The sequence below is a fragment of the Arthrobacter sp. Bi83 genome (assembly GCF_918698095.1).
Taxonomy (GTDB): domain Bacteria; phylum Actinomycetota; class Actinomycetes; order Actinomycetales; family Micrococcaceae; genus Arthrobacter.
The window spans coordinates 55,070-76,385 of the sequence record NZ_CAKKLY010000014.1 but is presented as its reverse complement, the minus strand read 5'-3'; the positions used below and the strand labels follow the sequence as shown (position 1 = coordinate 76,385).

At 64.9% G+C, this 21,316-nt stretch carries 20 protein-coding genes; 12 read left to right on the top strand and 8 right to left on the bottom strand.

Annotated elements, in window-relative coordinates; genetic code table 11:
• Positions 1-135: 135 nt before the first annotated feature.
• The 3 genes from dctA to LQ144_RS09015 form a co-directional block, all read right to left on the bottom strand.
• The gene (gene dctA, locus LQ144_RS09025; protein WP_230118224.1) at positions 136-1,611 is read right to left on the bottom strand and encodes a C4-dicarboxylate transporter DctA; all 1,476 of its coding nucleotides are present in this window, start codon (positions 1,609-1,611) and stop codon (positions 136-138) included.
• 161 nt (positions 1,612-1,772) lie between these two features.
• Entirely contained in the window at positions 1,773-2,870 is a 1,098-nt protein-coding gene (locus LQ144_RS09020) for a tartrate dehydrogenase (RefSeq protein ID WP_230118223.1), read from the bottom strand.
• A 144-nt stretch (positions 2,871-3,014) separates the two neighbouring features.
• On the bottom strand, positions 3,015-3,908 hold the full coding sequence (locus LQ144_RS09015; protein WP_230118222.1) for a LysR family transcriptional regulator: 894 nt from the start codon (positions 3,906-3,908) through the stop codon (positions 3,015-3,017).
• 177 nt (positions 3,909-4,085) lie between these two features.
• Between LQ144_RS09015 and LQ144_RS09010 the strand changes: the two genes are divergently transcribed.
• Entirely contained in the window at positions 4,086-4,322 is a 237-nt protein-coding gene (locus LQ144_RS09010; protein WP_230118221.1) for a hypothetical protein, read from the top strand.
• A gap of 440 nt (positions 4,323-4,762) precedes the next feature.
• On the opposite strand, the gene LQ144_RS09005 is transcribed toward LQ144_RS09010, so the two are convergent.
• On the bottom strand, positions 4,763-5,413 hold the full coding sequence (locus tag LQ144_RS09005) for a hypothetical protein (protein ID WP_230118220.1): 651 nt from the start codon (positions 5,411-5,413) through the stop codon (positions 4,763-4,765).
• A gap of 360 nt (positions 5,414-5,773) precedes the next feature.
• On the opposite strand from LQ144_RS09005, the gene LQ144_RS09000 reads away from it, so the two are divergent.
• Positions 5,774-6,136 carry a DUF1508 domain-containing protein gene (locus tag LQ144_RS09000; RefSeq protein ID WP_230118219.1) on the top strand — a complete coding sequence of 121 codons (363 nt, stop codon included), beginning with the start codon at positions 5,774-5,776 and terminating at the stop codon, positions 6,134-6,136.
• 84 nt (positions 6,137-6,220) lie between these two features.
• On the opposite strand, the gene LQ144_RS08995 is transcribed toward LQ144_RS09000, so the two are convergent.
• Positions 6,221-7,330: a LacI family DNA-binding transcriptional regulator gene (locus LQ144_RS08995; RefSeq protein ID WP_230118218.1), complete on the bottom strand. Its 1,110-nt coding sequence runs from the start codon at positions 7,328-7,330 to the stop codon at positions 6,221-6,223.
• Positions 7,331-7,505: 175 nt separating this feature from the next.
• Here LQ144_RS08995 and LQ144_RS08990 point away from each other — a divergent pair, with 175 nt between their 5' ends.
• From LQ144_RS08990 to LQ144_RS08970, 5 genes are all read left to right on the top strand, one after another.
• A complete protein-coding gene (locus tag LQ144_RS08990) occupies positions 7,506-8,369 on the top strand; it encodes an ABC transporter substrate-binding protein (RefSeq protein ID WP_230118217.1) in 864 nt (287 codons plus the stop codon).
• A 108-nt stretch (positions 8,370-8,477) separates the two neighbouring features.
• Entirely contained in the window at positions 8,478-9,266 is a 789-nt protein-coding gene (locus LQ144_RS08985) for an amino acid ABC transporter permease (protein ID WP_230118216.1), read from the top strand.
• A complete protein-coding gene (locus LQ144_RS08980; RefSeq protein WP_290369737.1) occupies positions 9,263-10,042 on the top strand; it encodes an amino acid ABC transporter ATP-binding protein in 780 nt (259 codons plus the stop codon). The genes LQ144_RS08985 and LQ144_RS08980 overlap by 4 nt, the downstream gene beginning before the upstream one ends.
• Positions 10,042-11,082, top strand: a complete 1,041-nt coding sequence (locus LQ144_RS08975) for a Gfo/Idh/MocA family oxidoreductase (protein ID WP_230118215.1) — start codon at positions 10,042-10,044, stop codon at positions 11,080-11,082. The genes LQ144_RS08980 and LQ144_RS08975 overlap by 1 nt, the downstream gene beginning before the upstream one ends.
• An 82-nt stretch (positions 11,083-11,164) precedes the next feature.
• A complete protein-coding gene (locus LQ144_RS08970; protein WP_230118214.1) occupies positions 11,165-12,286 on the top strand; it encodes an FAD-binding oxidoreductase in 1,122 nt (373 codons plus the stop codon).
• 67 nt (positions 12,287-12,353) lie between these two features.
• On the opposite strand, the gene LQ144_RS08965 is transcribed toward LQ144_RS08970, so the two are convergent.
• The gene (locus LQ144_RS08965) at positions 12,354-12,731 is read right to left on the bottom strand and encodes a MarR family transcriptional regulator (RefSeq protein WP_230118213.1); all 378 of its coding nucleotides are present in this window, start codon (positions 12,729-12,731) and stop codon (positions 12,354-12,356) included.
• A gap of 84 nt (positions 12,732-12,815) precedes the next feature.
• Here LQ144_RS08965 and LQ144_RS08960 point away from each other — a divergent pair, with 84 nt between their 5' ends.
• Complete coding sequence (locus LQ144_RS08960) at positions 12,816-14,291, top strand: MFS transporter (protein ID WP_230118212.1); 1,476 nt, start codon at positions 12,816-12,818, stop codon at positions 14,289-14,291.
• A gap of 98 nt (positions 14,292-14,389) precedes the next feature.
• Here LQ144_RS08960 and LQ144_RS08955 read toward each other — a convergent pair whose 3' ends face one another.
• Positions 14,390-15,103, bottom strand: a complete 714-nt coding sequence (locus tag LQ144_RS08955; protein ID WP_230118211.1) for a TetR family transcriptional regulator — start codon at positions 15,101-15,103, stop codon at positions 14,390-14,392.
• A gap of 143 nt (positions 15,104-15,246) precedes the next feature.
• Between LQ144_RS08955 and LQ144_RS08950 the strand changes: the two genes are divergently transcribed.
• The 3 genes from LQ144_RS08950 to LQ144_RS08940 all read left to right on the top strand — a co-directional run bounded on the left by LQ144_RS08950 (position 15,247) and on the right by LQ144_RS08940 (position 18,861).
• The gene (locus tag LQ144_RS08950; protein ID WP_230118210.1) at positions 15,247-16,707 is read left to right on the top strand and encodes an NAD(P)/FAD-dependent oxidoreductase; all 1,461 of its coding nucleotides are present in this window, start codon (positions 15,247-15,249) and stop codon (positions 16,705-16,707) included.
• Between the two features lie 56 nt (positions 16,708-16,763).
• The gene (locus LQ144_RS08945) at positions 16,764-18,281 is read left to right on the top strand and encodes an APC family permease (RefSeq protein ID WP_230118209.1); all 1,518 of its coding nucleotides are present in this window, start codon (positions 16,764-16,766) and stop codon (positions 18,279-18,281) included.
• 97 nt (positions 18,282-18,378) lie between these two features.
• The gene (locus tag LQ144_RS08940) at positions 18,379-18,861 is read left to right on the top strand and encodes a pyridoxamine 5'-phosphate oxidase family protein (protein ID WP_230118208.1); all 483 of its coding nucleotides are present in this window, start codon (positions 18,379-18,381) and stop codon (positions 18,859-18,861) included.
• A 92-nt stretch (positions 18,862-18,953) separates the two neighbouring features.
• Here the strand turns inward: LQ144_RS08940 and LQ144_RS08935 are convergent, their stop codons facing one another.
• Positions 18,954-20,294 (bottom strand): MFS transporter, encoded by a 1,341-nt coding sequence (locus tag LQ144_RS08935; protein ID WP_230118207.1) that lies wholly within the window; start codon positions 20,292-20,294, stop codon positions 18,954-18,956.
• A 228-nt stretch (positions 20,295-20,522) separates the two neighbouring features.
• Between LQ144_RS08935 and LQ144_RS08930 the strand changes: the two genes are divergently transcribed.
• Complete coding sequence (locus tag LQ144_RS08930; RefSeq protein ID WP_230118206.1) at positions 20,523-21,251, top strand: GntR family transcriptional regulator; 729 nt, start codon at positions 20,523-20,525, stop codon at positions 21,249-21,251.
• Positions 21,252-21,316 lie beyond the last annotated feature (65 nt).

Sequence of the window (21,316 nt, the reverse complement as noted above, 5' to 3'; positions counted from 1 at the left end):
TTGGGTGCGAACGAAAACGTCCGCCCGGGCTACCCCCGGGCGGACGAATCTGTTCCTGCAGCAGGTCAGCTACAGGATGCTTGTACCGATGTCTTGAGGGTCCGCACGGATTTCGGGGCGGTTGCGCGGTGCATGTCAGACGGTTTCCGAGTAGGCGTGACGGCGGACGTCGGCGGAGGGAGCGGCGTCGCCAAGGGCTCCTGCGTGCCTGGCACCGGTTTCCTTGGGCGCGTGGTGACCGTATTCGGTGAGGTCATCGTCGATGTCGGTGACCTCGTCGAGGTGGATAGGGTCCTCCGCCGGCATAGGCTCAACGGTTTCACCGGCGAAAACGCGGCGGACGCGATCGGCATCCAGCGTGCGGTCCCACCAGGCGATGAACAGGGTGGCGACGGCGTTGCCAGTGAAGTTCACCAGCGCCCGGCATTCGGACATGAACTTATCGATGCCGAAGATGAGCATGATGCCGGCGGCAGGGATCGTGCCGATGGTGGTCAGGGTGGCGGTCAGCGCGATGAAGCCGCCGCCTGCAACGCCTGCTGCGCCCTTGGAGGTGAGTAGCATGACGGCCAGCAGGCCCAGTTGCTGGCCGATGGTCAGGTCCGTGTTGGTGGCCTGGGCGATGTACAGGGCGGCCAAAGACAGGTAAATTGCGGCACCGTCGAGGTTGAAGCTGTAGCCCGTGGGAACGACGAGGCCGACGGTTTCCTTCTTCACGCCTGCGTGCTCAAGCTTGCGCATCAGGCCGGGCAGAGCCGGTTCGGCGGTCGAGGTGCCCAGGATGAGCATGTATTCCTCTTTGAGGTGCCGGATCATCGTGAAGATGTTCAGCTTCAGGAAGGCCATGACAGATCCGAGGACCACGACGACGAACAGGATCGAGGTTGCGTAGAAGAGGGCGATCAGTCCGCCCATGCTGGTGAGGGAGGAGACGCCGTACTTTCCGACGGCGAAGGCCATGGCACCGAAGGCGCCGATGGGGGCGGCCTTCATGATGAAGCTCAGGATCTTGAACATGACACCTGTCAGGCGCTGCACGCCGTCCAGAACGGGCGCACCGACCTTGCCCATGGCGTTCAGGGCGATGCCGAAGACGACGGCGATGAAGATGATCTGAAGGATGTCGCCCTCAACGAAGGGCCCAACGATGCTGTTGGGAATGATGTGGGTGAGGAACTGCCACCATTCCTGGTGCTGGCCGGCGTCGATGAGCTTGGCTGCGGAGTCGGAGGTCTTGATGGAGCCGGCATCGGCGTTGACGCCGTCACCGAGGCGGAAGATGTTGATGGCGACCAGGCCGAAGATCATGGCGAAGATCGTGCCGATCTGGAAGTAGGTCAGGGCCTTCAGCCCCGTCATGCCGACCTTTTTCAGGTCCGCAACACTGGCGATGCCGCCAACGATGGTCAGGAACACAATCGGGCCGATGAGCATCTTCATTGAGTTGACGAAGGTGGTGCCGATAGGTTCCATGGCAATGCCCACGGCCGGTGCGAGCCAGCCGACCAGGATGCCTATGAGAATGGCGGTCAGTACCCAGAAGTACAGCTGCTTGTACCAACGTGTCTTGGGGGCCGGCGTTGCCGGCCCGGCGGTGGTGATGTGATCCATGATTCCTACCTCGTTGTGGAAAGTCGCTGGAGTGAAGCTTGAAGGGTAAGCGGCGTCCCGAGGGCCCCGACACGAGCTTTCGAGTGTTGGGGAGGGGCTTCCGCGCAAGCGGCCGACGGCGGCGGGTCGGCCGCCGTCGGCCGCTTCAGAAAGCGGTCTGGTTAGACGGCGGCAAGGGTGTGACTGAGGGCCTTGATGATGGCGTCGGTGACGTCGTCGGTGTTGGCTTCGCCGCCGACGTCGCGGGTCAAGTACCCGGCGGCGGTGGTCTGCTCGATGGCGGCCTCGACCAGGCGGGCTTCTTCGTGCAGGCCGAAGTGGTCAAGCATCAGGGCGGCGCTGGCGATCGCGCCGATCGGGTTGCTGATGCCCTTGCCGGCGATGTCCGGAGCGGAGCCGTGGACCGGTTCAAACATGGACGGGAAACGGCGCTCCGGATTCAGGTTCGCGCTGGCTGCCAGGCCGAGGCTTCCGGCCAGTGCTGACCCCAGGTCCGAGAGGATGTCAGCGTTCAGGTTCGAGGCGACGACGACGGAGAGGTCCTCAGGCTTGAGGATGAACTTGGCGCTCATCGCGTCAACGAGGACGCTTTCGGTCTGGACATCCGGGTAGTCGAGAGCCACGCGCTGGAAGGTTTCGTCCCAAAGGACCATGCCGTACTGCTGGGCGTTGGACTTGGTCACGGAGGAGACTTTTTTCACCGTGCGGGTCCGGGCCAGATCGAAGGCGAAGCGCATGATGCGCTCACAGCCCTTTTCGGTGAACAGTGCCGTCTGCAGTGCGACCTCGTTGCCGGGGCCGCGGCCGCTGAGGTTGCGCCCGCCGAGGCCGGCGTACTCGCCTTCGCTGTTTTCGCGGACAACGATCCAATCGAGTTCGGTGTTGTCGGCCTTGCGCAGCGGCGACTCGATGCCGGGGAGGAACTTCACCGGGCGGATGTTGGCCCACTGGTCAAAGTTCTGGGTGATGTTCAGGCGCAGGCCCCAGAGGCTGATGTGGTCCGGGACGTTTTCCCAGCCGACGGCGCCGAAGTAGATGGCATCGAAGTCCTTCAGGGTCTCAAGTCCCTTGGGGTCCATCATCTGGCCGGTCTTTTCGTAGTAGCCGCAACCCCAAGGGAACTCGGTCCACTCGAAGGCGAACTTGCCGCCGGAGTTTTCTGCCAGGGCGTCCAGGACGCGGCGGCCTGCGGAGACGACTTCCTTGCCGACACCGTCTGCGGGGATTGAAGCGATGCTGAATTTCTGGGTGGCGCTCATGTGCCTACCTCCTCATTGAGTCTGTTAGCAGCGTCACACTGCCCTTCCTCTTCAAGTAGAGGGCCTGTTCCCACGGGGCGTCCAAGACCAAGATTCGATACGGTAAATAGGTTCAGCCTATTGATCGACCTGCGGCGCCCCCGGTCAGATCGGGGGAGCCACGTGCAGTTCCGCGACCTTCAGGAACGCCCGCGCCGCCGGAGTCAGGTCTTCCTTCCGGCTCAGAATGGCCACATCCAGGTGGGACACCGGTTCAATAAGCAAAGTCCGCAGCCCTGACCTGTGCGCCAGCGGCGCCCACGAGGACGGCATGACGGCGTGCCCGACGCCGGCCAGCACCAAAGGCAAAATCGAGGTCCTGTGCGCGACCTCGACGACGATTTCGGTCTTGACGCCATGCGCCAACGCATCGTCGACGAGCCAGCGCATCAGCGATCCCCGCTGACTGGCGATCAGCCGGTGGCCGCCCAGGTCTTCCCGTTGGATGGTCGTCCCAGGGCTGAAGGTGTCTGCGTGGGGATTGACTATGAGGATCAGCGGCTGGCGCTCCAGCTCCAGAACCTGGACGCCCGGCACCCGGATCGGCGTGGGTGATCCTGCCAGGCCAATCTCCGTGCTGCCGGTGCGGACGGACTCGATGACTTCCTCGGGCGTGAAGGCGGCGCTGACGTTGAGCCGCACCGAGGGGTGCTGCTGGGTGAAGCCGGCGATCATCGACGTCAGCGGCTCGATCCCAGGGGAGGGCATGGTGGTGATGTCGAGCCTGCCGCTGCGCACACCCCGGAGTGCCTGGACCGCTGACTGGGCGGCATCGAGGTCCCGCATCACGAGCCGGGCGGGTCCCACGAGCTCCTTGCCGGCCTCGCTGAGGACAGCCCTCCGGCCGATACGGTGGAAGAGCGGTACGCCCAGTTCCTTCTCCAGCCCGGCAATTGTCTGGGAGAGTGAGGGCTGCGCGATGAGCAGGTGCTCGGCGGCCCGGTTGAACCCGTCATGGTCAACTACGGCCAGAAAATACTTCAGCTTTCGGGTGTCCACGTCTGCTCCTTCGCCGCTGCGGCCTGTCGGCTTCCGCGGCGGTCAAAATGCCGGTCCCAAGGGATCGAGCGCGTCGCGCCGAAGCATAGATAGCCTACGCCTATCACACGCACTGCTTCCGGGAGGTACCCGGGCAATGGGCTCGGCTAACCGTGGCCGAGGTGGCAGACTTCGGCCATGAGCATGGAGCAATGGTGGCCGAAGCTGAAGCCTTCCACGCGGGAATGGCTGATTGAGAACAATGGCGACGCGGTGCCGGCGGAGGTGGTCCTCGAGATTACGAAGGCTGGCGGAGTGGTCTCTTCCGGTGCCTGGTGGGTTGGTGAGAGCGGCCCCTCGGGCTTCTACTTCTCAGACGAGGCGGTCGACTGGATCGATGAGGTCGGGAACGGTGAAATACCCAAACCACGCTGATAGCTGCGCGCCCCCGGCAGGCCCGCAGCAATCCTGCGGCTCAACCAACGCTTGCAGCAGGCACCCAAGTGCCCTTCAAGAAACTCCAAGGTTTTTCCAAGTTTGTGGGTCAAGCATTAGCGCGGGGAGTGCTACCAAGATTGCTCCAGGGCACAAACGGGCTCAATGGTCTGCTTCCGGGCGAATAGCCGGGAAGGCTGCAGTGGGGCAGAGATACGACTCCGCGTGTGGTGTGAGGACAATGACCGTTGCAGACGTTTTGTTGAGGCTAAGGCCCGAAGCTGCCGCCCCTGTTCGGTTGCCGTCTGCCGGCACGATGATCACACCTTCAAATGAGGCGCTGAAACTTTCGCGCGTCGTTCCTGGCTATTCACGCCCGCTCTCCGCGCATCGGCGGGACTTCGAATGCAGCGAAGCAAGACCCGGAAAAGACAGTGAGGTTATGCCATGAGCAATTTAAGGAAACTGGGTACGATCGGAAGCCTCGGGTTGCTGGTGTCGAGCACCCTCCTCTTCGGTTCCGCGAACGCCGCCATGGCGGCGACCTGCCGCACCGGCGTGGCAACCCCAACGAGCACACTGACGGGCACGGTGGTGGCCGCTACGAATTTCGAGCGGAACACGCTCTCTCCGTTCGTTGCCAGCACGTCGGGGAATGGAACGGCGGCCGTTACCAGCCCGACGGCCCACTCCGGAACGTGCTCGGCCAGGCTGATTGCCACGGCGGATCCCGGATCTGTGGCAAGGATGAGCGTGTCGCTGGCCTCAGGAACCAAGCGGGCCAACGCTGACGCATGGGTAAACATCAGGACTCCCGGACTCGCGGGGAACAACGTGCCCTTCGTGCGGTTCTTCTCCGGCAGCACCCGGATCGTGGATGTATTCCGCAACAACAGCAATGGCCAGCTCTGGCTGCGAATCACGAATCCGAACGGGACGTTTTCGTACCTGAAGCTGAGGCCATCGAGCGTTTCGTTGAGCACGTGGCACCGAGTCCAGATGCAGGTCAGGGCGAATGGCAGCACCTCGACTGTCCAGGTGTGGTTTGACGGCGCATCGGTATTGTCACGCAGCGTAAGTCTTGGGGCCACCAGCTTGAGCAAAGTGCAATTTGGAGCCGAGCACCCCCGCCAGATGGGTGAGAGCTACATCGATGACGTCGTAGTCAAGCGGGCCACCTCATAGCGACGCAGATGAGCCGGGTAGGCCGCGCCCACCGCCCCGTCAACCCACTACTACCCTCCCGGTCACACCACGCGTCGCACGGAGTTTACCTACGGTTTACAGGACCGGTCTTGTTAGCCCCTGCGGCCCTGCGGAAGACTCGAAACCACTCGATGAACGGTCAACCGCGATCGTTCGGACCAGACCAGACGAATGCAGTGATGCATTCCGGCCCGCACTGCGATGATAACGCTGCGGGCAGGACACCTAAGACCGGGAGGCCCATCATGGCTGGCACGTTTGAAGTGTTTGTTGACGCCGAGACCCATTTCCGATTCCGCCTCAAGGCAAAGGACGGAACTGAGATGGCCGTGTCCGGAGCCTTCGACAGCAAGGCAGCGGCGGTTGCCGGGATCGCCGCTGTGCGTGAGTGCGCCGGGATGGGGCTGATCACCGATCTTTGCCCCACTGGCGCGGTCCATGCCGGCGCGGTGCCTCAGGGGCAAGTGCAGGAATCGCCGACGGCGGCGCCCCAGGCCGGCCTTCTGCCCGCCTGGCACCACCGCACAAAACCGGCCGGCGGCTTCCGCGTCCCCGCGAAGACACTTCGGCGCTTCGCCCCGGCGCCCCGGTGGACCGGGGCAGCCTAAACCGCCTGCGCCGCACGGCCCGTCCCCACACAGTCCGTCCCCACACAGTCCGTCCCCACACAGCCGCCACGACTTACCGAACGCCTACATTGCCTGCACCGCCACGGGCTCGCCCGGCGGGTCAGCCGCAACCGGCACCGCACCCACCGACCCGCGGCGAACCAGCGTCGCGCTGAACTCCGGTGCCGGGGCCAGGGGCGGGCGGCCCTCAATCTGGCGGATCAGGGCTTCCGCGGCGGCTACGCCCATGTCATACACCGGCTGCGCGATCACGGTCAGCGGTGGTGTGGTCAGGCGCGTCCACGCGAAATCGTCGTACATGAGGAACGAGACTTCCGCCGGGACTGACAGGCCCAGTTCCTGGATGGCCTCCACGACGCTAAGCGCGATGAGTCCGTCGGAAGCGACGACGGCGGTGGCCGGGTCCCGCATGAGCAGAACCTCGCGCGTGATGCGCCGAACCGATTCGGCGTCGCCGGCGTTGAGCCGCACGAGGTCCTCGGCAAATGCCAGCCCGGATTCCGCAAACGCGCGCCGCATGCCGTCCAGGCGGTCCGAGATCTGCGAGGAATCCAACTGGATCCCCTCGCCGTACGGGGCCTCCGCCTTCAGCGTGGAGATGAACGCGATCCGCCGGTGCCCTGCTTCGAGGAGGTAAAGGGTGGACTCATACGAGATCCGGGCCATGTCCACGGCGATCGTCTCGACGTCGAGACCGCCGGCCGTCCGGTCTAGAAGGACCAGGGGACGGCCGGAATCGTGAACGCGCTGTAAATGTTCTGTTTCCACCGATGACGCGGGGGCCACGATGAGGCCGTCCACGCGCTTGTCCAGCAGCACCCGGACGGCCTCCACTTCCGCCGCCGTATTCTCATCGGTGTTGACCAGGATGACATTGAAGCCGCTCTTCTTGGCGGTGTCCGTGATCCCCCTGGTGGCCAGGCCGAAGTGAGGGTTCTCGATGTCCCCCACCACCACGCCTATCGTGTTCGATTTGCCCGTGTTCATGCTGCGGGCGAGCTCGTTGGGGCGGTAGGAAAGCTCCTCCGCTGCCGCCAAAACGCGCTCCCGCACGTCCTCGCTCACCGCCCCGTAATTTCCCAGTGCCCGTGCGGCCTGGGCTTTGGACACCTGGGCAGCTTTTGCGACGTCGGCAACCGTTACGTCGCGCCGTCTGGAACCGTCACTGCTCATGTTCACCTTTCCGGTGGGCTATTGACGCCGATTGTGGCGTGGGCTACATTTCAATCAATCGATGTGAGTCCGGTCTCAATCCTAGAGACTGAGACCGGACTCAGCAAGAGGTTCATCGAGAAACCCTTTGGCGGCCCTGACAGCACCGCTTTCCCTCCAACGATTGGACAACGCTGTGATCAAACTGAACTTCCGCCCGGCCGCAGTGGCCGCGGCAGCCCTGGCAGCGGTCCTCGCGCTTTCCGCCTGCGGCGGATCGACCCCTGCCTCCTCCACCGGCTCGCAGGAAAACCCCTATGGCCTGATTCAGCCGGGCACGATCCGGGTGGCCAGCCTGGGGGATTCGAAGCCCTACACGTTCGCTGACGCCCAGGGTAACTTCACGGGCTTCGACGTTGAGCTCTTCAAGGACGTGGCCCACCGGGCCGGGGTGGACAATGTTGTCTTCACCGGGCAGGACTTCTCCGGTCTGCTTGCGGCCGTGGCTAACGGCCAGTTCGACGTCGGGGTGGCCGCCATCGGCATCACGGACAAGCGCAAGGAAACCGTTGATTTCTCCGAGGGATACCTCGCCGGGTACCTGACAGTCATCACCACCAAGACCTCGGGCATCAAGGACGTCAACGGCCTGTCCGGCAAGCGCCTGGGCGTGGTCCAGGGAACGCTCCAGGAAGCCTACGCGGTCAAGAACTTCACCTCCGCCAACCTGGTCCGCTTCCCGGATAACAACACCGCGATTGCCGCCGTGAACAGCGGCACCGTGGACGCCCACTTCCTGGACTACGAGGCCGCCAAGGCCTACGAGAAGCAGCACGGCCTCGTCAGCGCCGCGGACATCCCGTCCTTCGACGCCCCGGCCGGGTTCGCCCTGGCGAAGGGCAAGACGGCCTTCAAGGATGCCCTGAACAAGGGACTGGCCGCAGCGATGGATGACGGCACCTGGAAGAAGCTCTACCAGAAGTGGTTCCCGGGCTCCCCGATGCCCGAGCAGTACTTGCCCAAGGCCGAGCAGAAAGCCACCCCGACCCCGAGCAAGTAGGCGGCCCGCCATCTACGCCGGGCAATGGGCCCGGCTGCAAAATGACCGGGCGGACCGCGGTACGCGGTCCGCCCGGGACACACCAGCTAACTACGTCTGAGAGCAACCATGGACTGGCTCAACACCATCATCCGTACCTTTTTCGACTTCGGCGCAATGGCCGAAGTCATGCCCCAACTCCTCGCAGTGGGGCTCCTGAACACGCTGATCATTTCCATCGCGGCGACCATCCTGGGCGTAGTGCTGGGCATGGTGGTCGCGGTCATGGGCATTTCACCGTCCAGGTGGCTGCGTGTCCCGGCCCGGATCTACACCGATCTCTTCCGCGGCCTTCCGGCTATCCTGACCATCCTGCTGATCGGCCAGGGCTTCGCCCGGCTCAGCCAGTCGATCTTCGGGCCCTCGCCGTACCCGCTGGGGATCATCGCGCTGAGCCTGATCGCCAGCGCCTACATCGGTGAAATCTTCCGCGCCGGCATCCAAAGCGTGGACAAGGGCCAGGGCGAAGCCTGCCGCGCGCTGGGCATGAGCTACGCCAAGTCCATGGCCCTGGTGGTCATCCCGCAGGGCATCCGCCGGGTCCTGCCGGCCCTGGTGAACCAGTTCATCGCCATCGTCAAGGACTCCTCCCTGGTGTACTTCCTGGGCCTGCTGGTCAGCGAACGTGAACTCTTCCGCGTCGGCCAGGACGCCGCCGTACTCTCCGGAAACCTCTCTCCGCTGGTCATGGCAGGGATCTTCTACCTGGTCATCACGGTGCCCCTGACCCACCTGGTCAACTACTTCGACAACCGCTTCCGGACCGGCCGGCGCCGCCCCGCCGCACCGAGCAGCGGACTGAAGGAAGTCACAGAACTCGACGCGGCCTCGCCGCTGATCACCGGGAGCAACACATGAGCACCAGCACCAGCAACACCAGCAACACCGCCGCAGACATCGAGACCTTCCACGGCTCCAGCCTGGAACTCCAGAACCTGACCATGGCCTACGGCGACATCGAGGTCCTCCGCAACGTCAGCCTCACCGTGGCCCCCGGAACCACCACCTGCATCATCGGGCCCTCCGGCTCGGGCAAATCCACGCTGCTTCGCGGCGTCAACCGCCTGCACGAACCCAAGAGCGGAGACGTGCTCCTCGCCGGTGAAAGCGCCCTGACGGTCAAACCCGACATCCTGCGGGCCCGCATCGGCATGGTCTTCCAGCACTTCAACCTCTTCCCGGACCACACCGCCCTGGAAAACGTGGCCCTGGCGCTCTGGAGCGTCAAGGGAATGTCCAAGGCCGAGGCACGGGAACGCGCCGGCCGCCGCCTCGCCGAAGTGGGCCTCGCGGAACGGGCCGACCACCGGCCACGGGACCTCTCCGGCGGACAGCAGCAGCGCGTCGCCATCGCCCGGGCCCTGGCCATGGAACCCGAAGTCATGCTCTTCGACGAAGCCACCAGCGCACTGGATCCCGAGCTGGTCAAGGGCGTGCTGAACCTGATGGCGGGCCTCGGCAAACGCGGCATGACCATGCTCGTCGTCACCCACGAAATGGGCTTCGCCCGCAAAGTCGCCGACCAGGTCGTCTTCATGGACGAAGGCGAAGTCGTCGAATCCGGCACCCCCGCCGAAATCTTCGACAACCCCCGCAGCGAACGCCTCCAGCGCTTCCTCTCGGAGGTGCTCTGATGGGCAACACGGCAGCGGCACCCATTCGGACCGGCGTCGTCGGTTTCGGGATCTCCGGCAGGGTCTTCCACGCCCCGCTGATCGAGGCGGATCCTGACTACTCGCTGGACGTCATCGTGACGGCCGATCCGGAGCGCGCCGCGGAAGCGGCGAGGCTCCATCCGCGGGCCCGGATCGTCCCGACGCCGGAGGCGCTGTTCGCCCTGGCCGCGGACCTTGACCTCGTCATTCTCGGAACGCCTCCGGTGACCCACCTCGACCTTGCCGGAACGGCAATCGCCCTCGGCCTTCAGGTGGTGGTGGACAAGCCGTTCGTCACCACATCTGCTCACGGTGAAGAGCTCATCACCAGGGCGTCCGACGGCGGTGTTCAGCTAACGGTCTTCCAGAACCGCCGGTGGGACGCCGACTTCCTCACGCTCCAGAAGCTCATCCGGGAGGGTGCCCTGGGTGAAATCCGAACCTTCGAGTCGCGCTTTGAGTGGTGGCGGCCGGAAGGCTTCGGGAACTGGCGCGACACCGCCGCCCTGACCGAAGGCGGGGGCATTCTGCACGACCTCGGGGCGCACCTAATTGATCAGGCCATCCAGCTGTTCGGGCCCGTCGCGGAAAGCTACGGGGAGACCGCCAACCACGGACATCCCGACGGCGCCGACACAGAAGCGTTCGTGTCCCTGCTTCATGAATCCGGGGTCCGGTCCAGGTTGTGGATGAACGGCGCGGCCGCCCAGGTGGGTCCGCGGTTTCACGTCCTGGGTTCCGAGGCCGGCTACACCAAGTGGGGCCTGGACAGCCAGGAACCCGCCCTCGCGGCCGGCATGACGCCGTCGGATCCCGCCTATGGCGCTGACTCCCAGGACTCATGGGGGGTCCTCGGGGTTGATGGGGCCACCGTACCCGTGCCCGCCGAGAAGGGCTCCTACCCGCGGTTCTACGCGCAGCTCGCCGCAGCCCTCCGAGGCGAGGGGCCGCTGCCGGTCGACCCCGCCGAGTCGCTCGAAGTCCTCAAAGTCATCGAAAAAATTCACGCCTTCGCGTAGGCGCAACACCAAACCCCGCTCAGCTGCAGCACGGCAAACCGTGCGGCCAAGGCATCCCACACACCATTAGAAAGGGAGACGCATGTCCTCCACAGCCTCAACCAAACGCGTCGCCGTCATCGGCGGCGGCATCCTCGGAGTCTCCACCGCGGTGCATCTGCTCCGGGAAGGTGCGTCCGTGGTCCTGCTGACCGAACGCGGCCTTGCCAGTGAGGCCACCGGCCGCTCGCTCTCCTGGCTGAATTCCGCCGGGGAGCGGTCAACGCCCTACCACCAGCTGCGCCTCGCCGGCGTTGACCGCTACCGCACGCTCTTCGCCGCCGACCCGGACCGTGAGTGGCTGCAGTTCGGCGGTGGCCTCATGTGGAACGCCGCCGGCCAGCACGCCGTCACGGAGGCCCGCCACGCGTACGAGAAGTCTGTGGGCTATGACTCCAGGCTGCTGGCCCCGGAAGGGATCGCGGCAACCACGCCCGGCATCGACTCCAGTGCGGTGCCGGAAAACGCCATCTTTAATCCCGGCGAGGGCTGGGTCAGCCTGCCGGACCTGGTGGATTTTCTGATGCAGGAATTCCACGCCCGGGGCGGCGAGCTGGTGCTCAACGCCGGAAAGGCGTCCGTCACGGTCGACGGCGGCCGCGCCACCGGCGTCCAGACGGCAGCCGGGGTGACCTACGAAGCTGATCTGGTGCTGGTGGCCTGCGGTGCCGGAACGCCCGCTGTCGTCGCTCCGCTCGGCGTCGAGATCCCGAACGGTTCCCCGGTGTCCATGCTGGTGGTCACCAAGCCGGTAGACCACGACGTGAAGGCCGTGATGAACACCCCCCGGGCCGCCGTCCGCCCCAACCCCGGAAGCACCTTTGCCCTGGATCACGACTGGTACGAAGGGCACATTACCGAGCACCCGGACGGCTCGTTCAGCATCCCCGAAGACGTGGTCCAGGAACTCGCCGACGAAGCATCCAAGCTCATCGCCGGCAACCCCGAACTCAAGCCGGCGTCCTGGAAGATCGGTTACAAGCCGATCCCCGGCGACGGCGAACCCGTCTTCGGCGAACTCGGCCAGGTACCGGGCTGCTTCGTGGCGTTCACGCACTCCGGCGCCACGCTCGGTCTCATCGCAGGCGAACTCCTCGCAGGCGAAATCCTCACCGGAAACCGGCATCCGATGCTGGCAACCTTCCGCCCCGGGCGCTTCTCCTAGCCGACTACACGAGAGGCAGGGGCCCGGACCTCGGGGTCTGGCCCCTGCCTCTCGCCGGATTGGGGTCTTAGGCCAGGTTTTCCTTGAGCAGTGCGCGGTGTTCGACGGCGGCTTGCTGGTGGAGTTCACGGCCGGCGTCGGTAAGTTCCAGAAACAAGGAGCGCCGGTCATCTTCGCAGGAGTGGCGTGAGATGAGTCCGGCTTTTTCGAGTCTGTCCACCACTTTGGACATCGCACTTTGGGTCATCGGCGTGCGCTCACCGAGCTGCTTCATCCTGCATGCCGCCTCTGCGGTTTCGGCCACAAGGTCCAGGATTTCAAACTCGGTCAGGCCGATGCTGAACCTCGACTCCAGCGCGCGGTCGATCGCCCCTGCGGTGCGGAAATAAGTGCTCTGGATGCTGCGCCATTGCTCAACCAGCTGACGGTCCTGCGGTGTTGCCATGCAGAGATTCTAATTCATGACGGATTAAAAGTCCACGTCATAATATTCCTTGTCATTCAATGACGTGTCATATAAATTGATGTCATGACTTCACCTTCCACCCTCCAAAGAACCGCCGGAGAACGGCTCACACCAGTCCAGTGGACCCGCACGCAGTGGATGCTGCTGCTGGTGCTGTGCACCGTTCTGGCCCTTGACGCGCTGGACGTCTCCATGGTCGGCGTGGCACTGCCCTCGATCGGCACCGAGCTCCACCTGGGAACCGAATCCCTCCAATGGATCGTCTCCGCCTACGTGCTCGGCTACGGAAGTCTGCTCCTGCTGGGCGGCCGGATGGCGGACCTTCTCGGCCGGCGTCGCATCTTCCTCATTGCGCTCAGTGTCTTCGCCGCCGCTTCCCTGCTCGGCGGCCTGGTGGATGACCCTGCCCTGCTGATTGCCACCCGCTTCGTCAAGGGACTGGCCGCGGCGTTCACGGCTCCTGCCGGTTTCTCCATCATCACCACCAATTTCGCCGAAGGCCGGGAACGGAACCGCGCCGTCTCCATCTTCACCACCTTTGGTGCAAGCGGCTTCTCGCTGGGACTGGTCGTCGGAGGCCTCATGACTGCCATGAGCTGGCGCTGGACCTTCCTGGTCTCGGTGCCGGTGGCGGTCGCCGTCGTGATTCTTGGCCTGAAGTACATCCCCCGGGACGCTGCCGCCGGCAAGGGCGAAGGCACAGAGCAGGACAGCGGGCACGACGTCTGGGGCGCCGTGACACTCGCGGCCGGCATGCTGGGACTGGTCTACACGCTGGTATCGGCACCCGGGAATGGCTGGGGATCTGTGGCAACTATCGCCGGATTCGTGGCCTCCGCAGCGGTGCTGGGAGCGTTCGCCGTGATCGAAAACCGCGTCAAACACCCCCTGATCCGGTTCAGCATCCTCAAGGAAGGCTGGGTGGCCCGGGCCAACCTCAGTGCCGTGGGGCTGTTCGGCTCGTATTTGAGTTTCCAGTTCATCCTCACGCTTTACCTGCAGTCCGTGCTGGGCTGGAGCCCTCTGGGCATGGCGCTGGCACTACTGCCGACCGGGCTTCTCGTGGCCTCCAGCGCACCCTTCGCGGACCGGCTCATCGACAGGTTTGGGGCTCCGCGGCTGATCCTGACCGGACTGGCGTCGCTGGCGCTTGGCTACGTGCTGTTCCTGCGCGTGGGCACCACACCCAACTACGTGACGGATATCCTGCCGTCGGTCCTGCTGCTGGGCGTCGGCTTCGCCCTGGCATTCCCGTCCATCAACGTCCAGGCCACGGCGGGCATCCGGAATTCCGAGCAGGGCCTGGCGGCCGGCCTGATCCAGACCAGTACGCAGGTGGGGGCCGCCCTGGTGCTGGCCGTCACCACGGCGATGGTCAGCGGTCATGGCGACGAATCCACCGGCGGCGCCGGCGTAAATGCGGCCGCAATGCTGGAGCAATACCGCCCCGGCCTCATCCTGAGCGCGGCCGTGGCCATAGCTGCCCTGCTCATCGCGGCATCGCCGGCGCGCCGCCGCTCCGCCGGAAAACGTAGCTGAAGACTAGGCCAGAAGAACATCAAGTAAGGCAGATGGTCTGACACCGTCTGCCTTACTTGGCTGTTCTGCCTTGGCTCACAGCGCCAACGTCTGTTCCGTTACTGCCGCAGCGCACCCAGCCCCGAGATCAGCGCCTCGAGGCCCAGGCTGAAGGCGACGTCGGCCGGCCGCTCATGGCCCTGCGCCGCCAGGCTGCGTACGGCCCCTGTGAAGCTCGGTGTCGCTTCGGCCATGCTGCCGGCGTCGAAGATGTCCGCGGGCGCGGTGACGTCGTAGGCCGAGCCGAAGATGAACGACTCCAGCGCCACGATGGAGGAGACAATCCGCTCCTCCGGGAAATCTGCATCGCGGAAGCCCGCGCTCACGGTCTCGTACATCGCCAATGTCTGCGGGGCATCGGTGACGGGCAGAACGGCAATGACCGGAATCAGTGGCGTGTGCTGCGAAAACACGTCGCGGTAGCTCCATGCCCACTTCCGCACCGCATCCTCCCACGGCTCCGCACCGAATGCTGACACGTCCACCAGCGCGGCAAGGTGGTCCTCCACGAGGAGTAGCACGTCGCCCTTGGAACTCACGTGGTTGTACAGCGCCGACGGCGCCACGTTCAGGGAGCGGGCCAGCGCGGCCATGGTGAGGCCGTCGTAGCCCTTCTTTTCAATGAGCTGCAGAGCCGCGGCAGTGATGCCGGCCTTGTCCAGGACCGCGCCCACGGGCCGGCCGGCGCGACGCCGTCCGTTCTCGGTTTTCGCCTCCGGCTCGGCGGGGTCTCCCAGGGAGGTGTGTCCTGGGGCGGCGGGTGGTGCCGGCATGGCTGGCCTTTCTGCGGGCGGTCTCTCAAACACTATTCCATCAGCCTCTTCCGGTACTCCGGCAGAACAGCTATAGTTCTCGTAAATGAATACCATTCATTTAGTGGTTCGCATCACCCGGGCGGCCACAGAGAGAGGACATCATGCTGAATTTTGACCGCGACGTCGTGATCGTGGGTGCGGGCCCTTCCGGGCTCACCGCAGCCCGTGAACTGAAGAAGGCCGGCTTCAGTGTCGCAGTGCTCGAGGCCCGCGACCGCGTGGGCGGGCGCACCTGGACCGACACCGTTGACGGCGCGGTGCTGGAAATCGGCGGGCAGTGGGTCTCGCCGGACCAGACCGCCCTGCTGGCGCTGCTCGACCAGCTCGGCCTGACCACGTATTCCCGCTACCGCGACGGCGAGTCCGTCTACATCGGCACCGACGGAACCCCCGTCCGCTACACCGGTGATTCCTTCCCGGTCAGCGCTACCACCGGAGCCGAAATGGACAAGCTCATCGGGCTGCTTGACGCCCTGGCCGCCGAGATCGGGCCGACCGAACCGTGGGCGCACCCGAAGGCCCGCGAGCTGGACACCATCTCCTTCCACCACTGGCTCCGCCAGCACTCCCCGGACGAGGAAGCCTGCAACAACATCGGCCTCTTCATCGCCGGCGGCATGCTCACCAAGCCCGCCCACGCCTTCTCGGCGCTGCAGGCTGTACTCATGGCCGCCTCGGCCGGATCCTTCACCCACCTCACCGATGAGGACTTCATCCTGGACAAGCGGGTTGTCGGCGGGATGCAGCAGGTCTCCCTGCTGCAGGCAGCGGAACTGGGGGGCGACGTCGTCCTCAATAGCCCTGTGCGCACCATCAACTGGGAGGAAGACGCGGACGGCGGCCACCGCGTCACCGCCGTTTCCGAGCGGGCCACCGTGAAGGCACGCTTCGTGATCATGGCCGTGCCGCCCAACCTCTACTCGCGCGTTTCCTTCAACCCGCCGCTGCCGCGCCGCCAGCACCAGATGCACCAGCATCAGTCGCTCGGCCTCGTGATCAAGGTGCACGCCGTGTACAGCACGCCGTTCTGGCGGGAAGCCGGACTCTCTGGCACCGGTTTCGGCGCCGGATCGCTCGTCCAGGAGGTATACGACAACACCAACCACGGCGACACCCGCGGCACTCTGGTGGGATTCATCTCCGACGAAAAGGCGGACGCCGTCTTCGAGTTGAGTGCCGCAGACCGCAAGCGGGCCGTCCTGGAATCAATCGCCGGTTTCCTGGGGGAGCAGGCGCTGGAACCGGAGGTGTACTTCGAGTCCGACTGGGGCTCGGAGGAATGGACACGCGGCGCCTACGCGTCCAGCTACGACCTTGGCGGCCTGCACCGCTACGGCAAGGACCAGCACGCACCGGTGGGCCCGATCTACTGGTCCTCCTCCGACCTTGCCGCCGAGGGCTACCAGCACGTGGACGGCGCCGTGCGCATGGGCCAGTCCACCGCGGCCCGCATCGCCGCAGCAGCGGGCGCAGCCGGCGCAACCGCAGCGGCCCGTACCGCAGCCCGTACCCAAGAATCCGGTGAGGCCGCGCTGACCGGGGCCCCGGCCGCCGTCGGCTGACCTGGCCGCCCCCACCTCCATTCAAAGACGAATGAATTTTCCGGAGAGGCAATCCCATGAGTACTACTAAGGCCACGGCCGCCCAGGACTCGCACAAGAAACTGAGTGACAAGGGCCTGAAGGCCGGGTCTGTGGGGCTGATCGGCGCGGTGGTGATCGGGGTGTCCTGCATCGCCCCGGCGTACACGCTGACGGCGGCCCTCGGGCCCACCGTCTCCGAGGTGGGCGTGCACCTGCCGGCCATCTTCCTGGTGGGATTCATCCCCATGCTGCTGGTGGCGCTCGGGTACCGCGAACTCAACAACGCAATGCCCGACGCCGGAACCTCCTTCACCTGGGCAACGCGGGCCTTTGGCCCGTGGATCGGCTGGATGGGCGGCTGGGGGCTCATCGCCGCTACCATCATCGTGCTGTCCAACCTCGCGGCGGTGGCGGTCGACTTCTTCTACCTCATGCTGTCGCAGCTCCTGGGCAACCCCGGCCTCGCGGAGCTGACCGCCAACCTGCCGCTGAACATCGCCACCACTCTGGTGTTCATCGCACTGGCCTGCTGGATCTCCTACCGGGGCATGGAAACCACCAAGGGCGTCCAGTACGTCCTGGTGGGCTTCCAGCTGCTGGTGCTCGGCTGGTTCGCGACGTCGGCCTTCCTGCACGTGGCCAACGGCTCGGCCTTCGACGCCACGGCCATCTCGCCGGACTGGTTCAACCCGTTTGCGGTGGACTCGTTCTCGTCCTTCGCCGCCGGCGTATCGCTCTCCATCTTCATCTACTGGGGGTGGGACGTGACGCTCACGATGAACGAGGAGACCCGGAACCCCGAAAAGACTCCCGGGCGCGCGGCAACGGTCACCGTCGTGGTGATCATGGCCATCTACATGACTGCCGCCCTCGCCACTCTGTCTTTCGCCGGCGTGGGTGAAACCGGGCTGGGCACGGGCAACCCGGAGAACCAGTCCAGTATTTTTGCCGTCCTCTCCGGGCCGGTGATGGGGCCGTTCGCCATCCTGATGTCCCTGGCCATTCTCAGCAGCTCGGCGGCATCGCTGCAGTCCACGTTCGTTTCACCGGCGCGGACACTGCTGGCCATGGGGCACTACAAGGCACTGCCGGCGACGTTCGGCAAGGTCAGCCCGGCGTTCAAGTCGCCGAGCTACGCCACGATTGCCGCGGCCATCGCTGCGGCAGCCTTCTACGTCATCACCCGGACCACTTCGGAGAACGCCCTCTGGGACACCATCACGGCGCTGGGCATGATGATCTGTTTCTACTACGGCATCACGGCGCTGGCCTGCGTCTGGTTCTTCCGGGCCGTGGCGTTCAGCAACGCCCGCGCATTCTTCTTCAAATTCCTCGCTCCTCTCCTGGGCGGCGTCATCCTGCTGGTCATGTTCTTCAAGACCGCCTACGACTCCATGGATCCCGAGTACGGTTCCGGCTCCTCCGTGGGCGGAGTGGGCATGGTGTTCATCCTCGGCATGGGCGTGATCCTGCTCGGTGTGGTGGTCATGCTGGTGATGGCCAGGATCCGGCCGGAGTTCTTCCGCGGCCAGGTGCTGGCGCGCGGACGGTAACCTTCCCGGGTGTCCTCACGGGTGGAAAGTAAGCACGCTTACCAATACGCTGGTCCGAGGGGAAGATTTCCCAGACTGAACAGAACGAGGTGACAGCATGCCGGAAAATGAAAACATCAGCAAAGTCACGGACATCATCAACGATTCCCACATCGGAATGTTCACCACCATCAACGAAGAAGGCACTCTGGTCAGCCGGCCGCTGGCCGTCCAGGACGTCAAGAGCGACGGCGACATGTGGTTCTTCACCGGGGAGGGAACCTCCCAGGTGGCCCACATCGGTGCGGACCCGCGGGTCAACGTGTCCTTCGGCAAGAACACCGAATGGGTGTCCGTGGCCGGAACGGCGGAAGTGGTCAGGGACCGGGCGACGATCCGCGAGATGTGGAACCAGACGGTTGAAGCGTGGTTCCCCGACGGGCCGGACACCCCTGAGGTGGTCCTGCTGCGCGTCGACTCTGACTCGGCTGAGTACTGGACCAGCCCGGGAGGCACCGCGGCCACCGTCCTGCAGTGGGTCAAGTCCAAGGTGACCCACAGCCGCATGAGCGTGGGCGAAAGCGGGACTGTGGAGCTGTAGCTCCTCCAGATAGCAGCAACGCGGGGTCACTTACCGCCCATCCGGAGGTCTGGATCGGGCGGCAAGTGACCCCGCGTTGCTGTTTATTGCAGCTAGGCGACGGGCGCCGGAGCCTTGACCTTGAGTGGCTCGATCTTGCCCATCACGAACAGGTAGTTGGCGGCACCGACGAGGGAGACCCCGCCGATCACGGCCAGCGGCGCCACGAATGAGCCGGTCTGGTCGACGAGCACGCCGATCAGGATCGGGGTGAAGATGCCGGCCAGGTTGGAGGCGAAGTTCTGCAGTCCGCCGATGGAGCCGACGTGCCGCGAGCTGGGGGCGACGTCGGCCGGCAGCGACCAGATTCCCGTGGCCGCCACGGTGAGGCTCGAGTACGCCACTGACAGGAGGGCCAGGGCCATCCAGGCTTCGGGAACCAGTGCAGCGAACATGATGACCGAGCCGCCCGCCAGGCCGCCGGAGATGGCGGTTTTGCGCACCTTGGTCACGGATACGCCATTCCGGACTGCGCGGTCGGCCAGGTAGCCGCCGAGCCAGCCGCACAGCACGGCGCAGATACCGGGGATGGCTCCGAAGAAGCCGAGCTTCAGGAGGTCGAAGCCGCGCTCCTTCACGAGGTAGCTCGGGAAGAAGGTGATGAAGAAGTAGATGGCGCTGTTCAGGCAGAAGAAGCCGAACATCATGCTGAGGATGGTGCGGTACTTGAAGAGTGAACGCCACGGCAGCTTGGCGGCGCCGGCGTCATCACTGGCTTCGCTCCGGGCGCCGCCTTCTTCGATGTAGCTGACTTCGGCGGCATTGGCTCCCGGGTGCTCCTGCGGGCTGCGGTACACCTTCCACCAGATGGCGGCCCAGATGAGTCCGGCGACTCCGATGATGATGAAGACCGCGTGCCAGGAGGTGAGGGCCACGATCAGGGTGACGATTGGCAGCGCGATGACGGCGCCAACCCGCGATCCGGAGTCCCAGATGCTCGTGGCGAAGGCCCGCTCCCGGACCGGGAACCAGGTGGCCACCACCTTGGCGGCGGTGCTGGGAGCCGGGCTTTCGCCGACGCCGAGGAGGAACCTGGCGGCGAAAAGCGACCAGAAGCTCGTCGCGGCCGCGGTCACCATGGTGAAAACGGACCACCATACGGCGGCCAGCGAGAATGAGCGGCGCGGTCCCACCTTGTCCACGTACCAGCCGGCTGCGAGCTGGCAGAAGTCGTAGGCCCAGAAGAAGGCGGCAAAGATGAGTCCCTGCTGCGTGGCCGTGAGCTCGAAGTCCTTGCCCATGAACGGCAGGGCGACGCTCAGGCTTGAGCGGTCAAGGTAGTTGATGCTGAGCCCGATGAAGGCGAGCCAGATGATGACCCAGCGTTTTCGGGTCATCAGGCGCGGCGGTGTGGGGGATGATTTGGTGGCGGTCTTGCTTCCGAGCGCAGTCATGCGGTCTCCTTCGACGTGAACATGGCTTCGGGTGCCTGAGGCACCGGCGGGAGGGAAGACGCCGAAGATGTCGGCGCCAAAATCATATAGGAATCTGGTTAATCATATAGATAATGTGATCCGGATCAAGTCCCGTTTCAGAAAAAAGCTTCTGGAGTCCTCGGCGGCCGGCTGTGGCTTATGATTCCCGAAGCGACTTCCGCCAGTTCTGAACCAAGAGGTAAACGCGTGCCCCCACGTCAACCGTCCGATGTTTCCCGAAGCAAGGCAGCCGTCACCGACGTCTATTCGTCCATGCGCGCCTCGATCCTGGAGGGTGAAATTGCGCCGGGAACGCGGATTAATATCGATGCCGTGGCGCGCAGCCTTGGGGTGTCCCAGACGCCGGTCCGCGAGGTCCTGCAGCGCCTCGAGGGTGACAATCTCGTGGTTTACAGCCCCGGCCGCGGGTACAGCACTACGCCACTGCTTGAGCTGGCGGAGCTGCGTTCACTGTTTGAGTTCCGGCTGCTGGTGGAGCCGTGGGCGGCGCGCTCGGCCGCCGTGGACCGGCTGGCCAACCCTGCCGCTGCTCTTGAGCAGGAGCTCGCGGGCTTCCGGAACACCATGAAGAGCAGCATGGACCTGCGCCAGGATCTGGTGGCCCATGACACGCGCTTCCACGACACCATCCTGGCGGCCTCGGGAAACCCCGTGGTGCGCCACGCGTTTGCGCAGACCCACTGCCACCTCCACACCTTCCGGCTCTACCCGGCCGACGTCGACGGTGCCATCACGGTGGCCGAACACTCGGCCGTCAGGGAGGCTATCGAGGCTTGCGAACCCGAGCGCGCCGAGGCTGCAATGGCCAGCCATATTCGCAATTCCTTCGAAAGGTTTGCGCAGGCCTTTCAGGGGCATGCCGAACTGTCGCCGCTGGAGGACAGTGGCCCGCCCCGTAAGAGGATCATCAGGTAAGCGGATCACCAGTTCAAAAAAGCCCCAGCCCGCAGGGCCGGGGCTTTTTCGCGCCCGAAAACCAC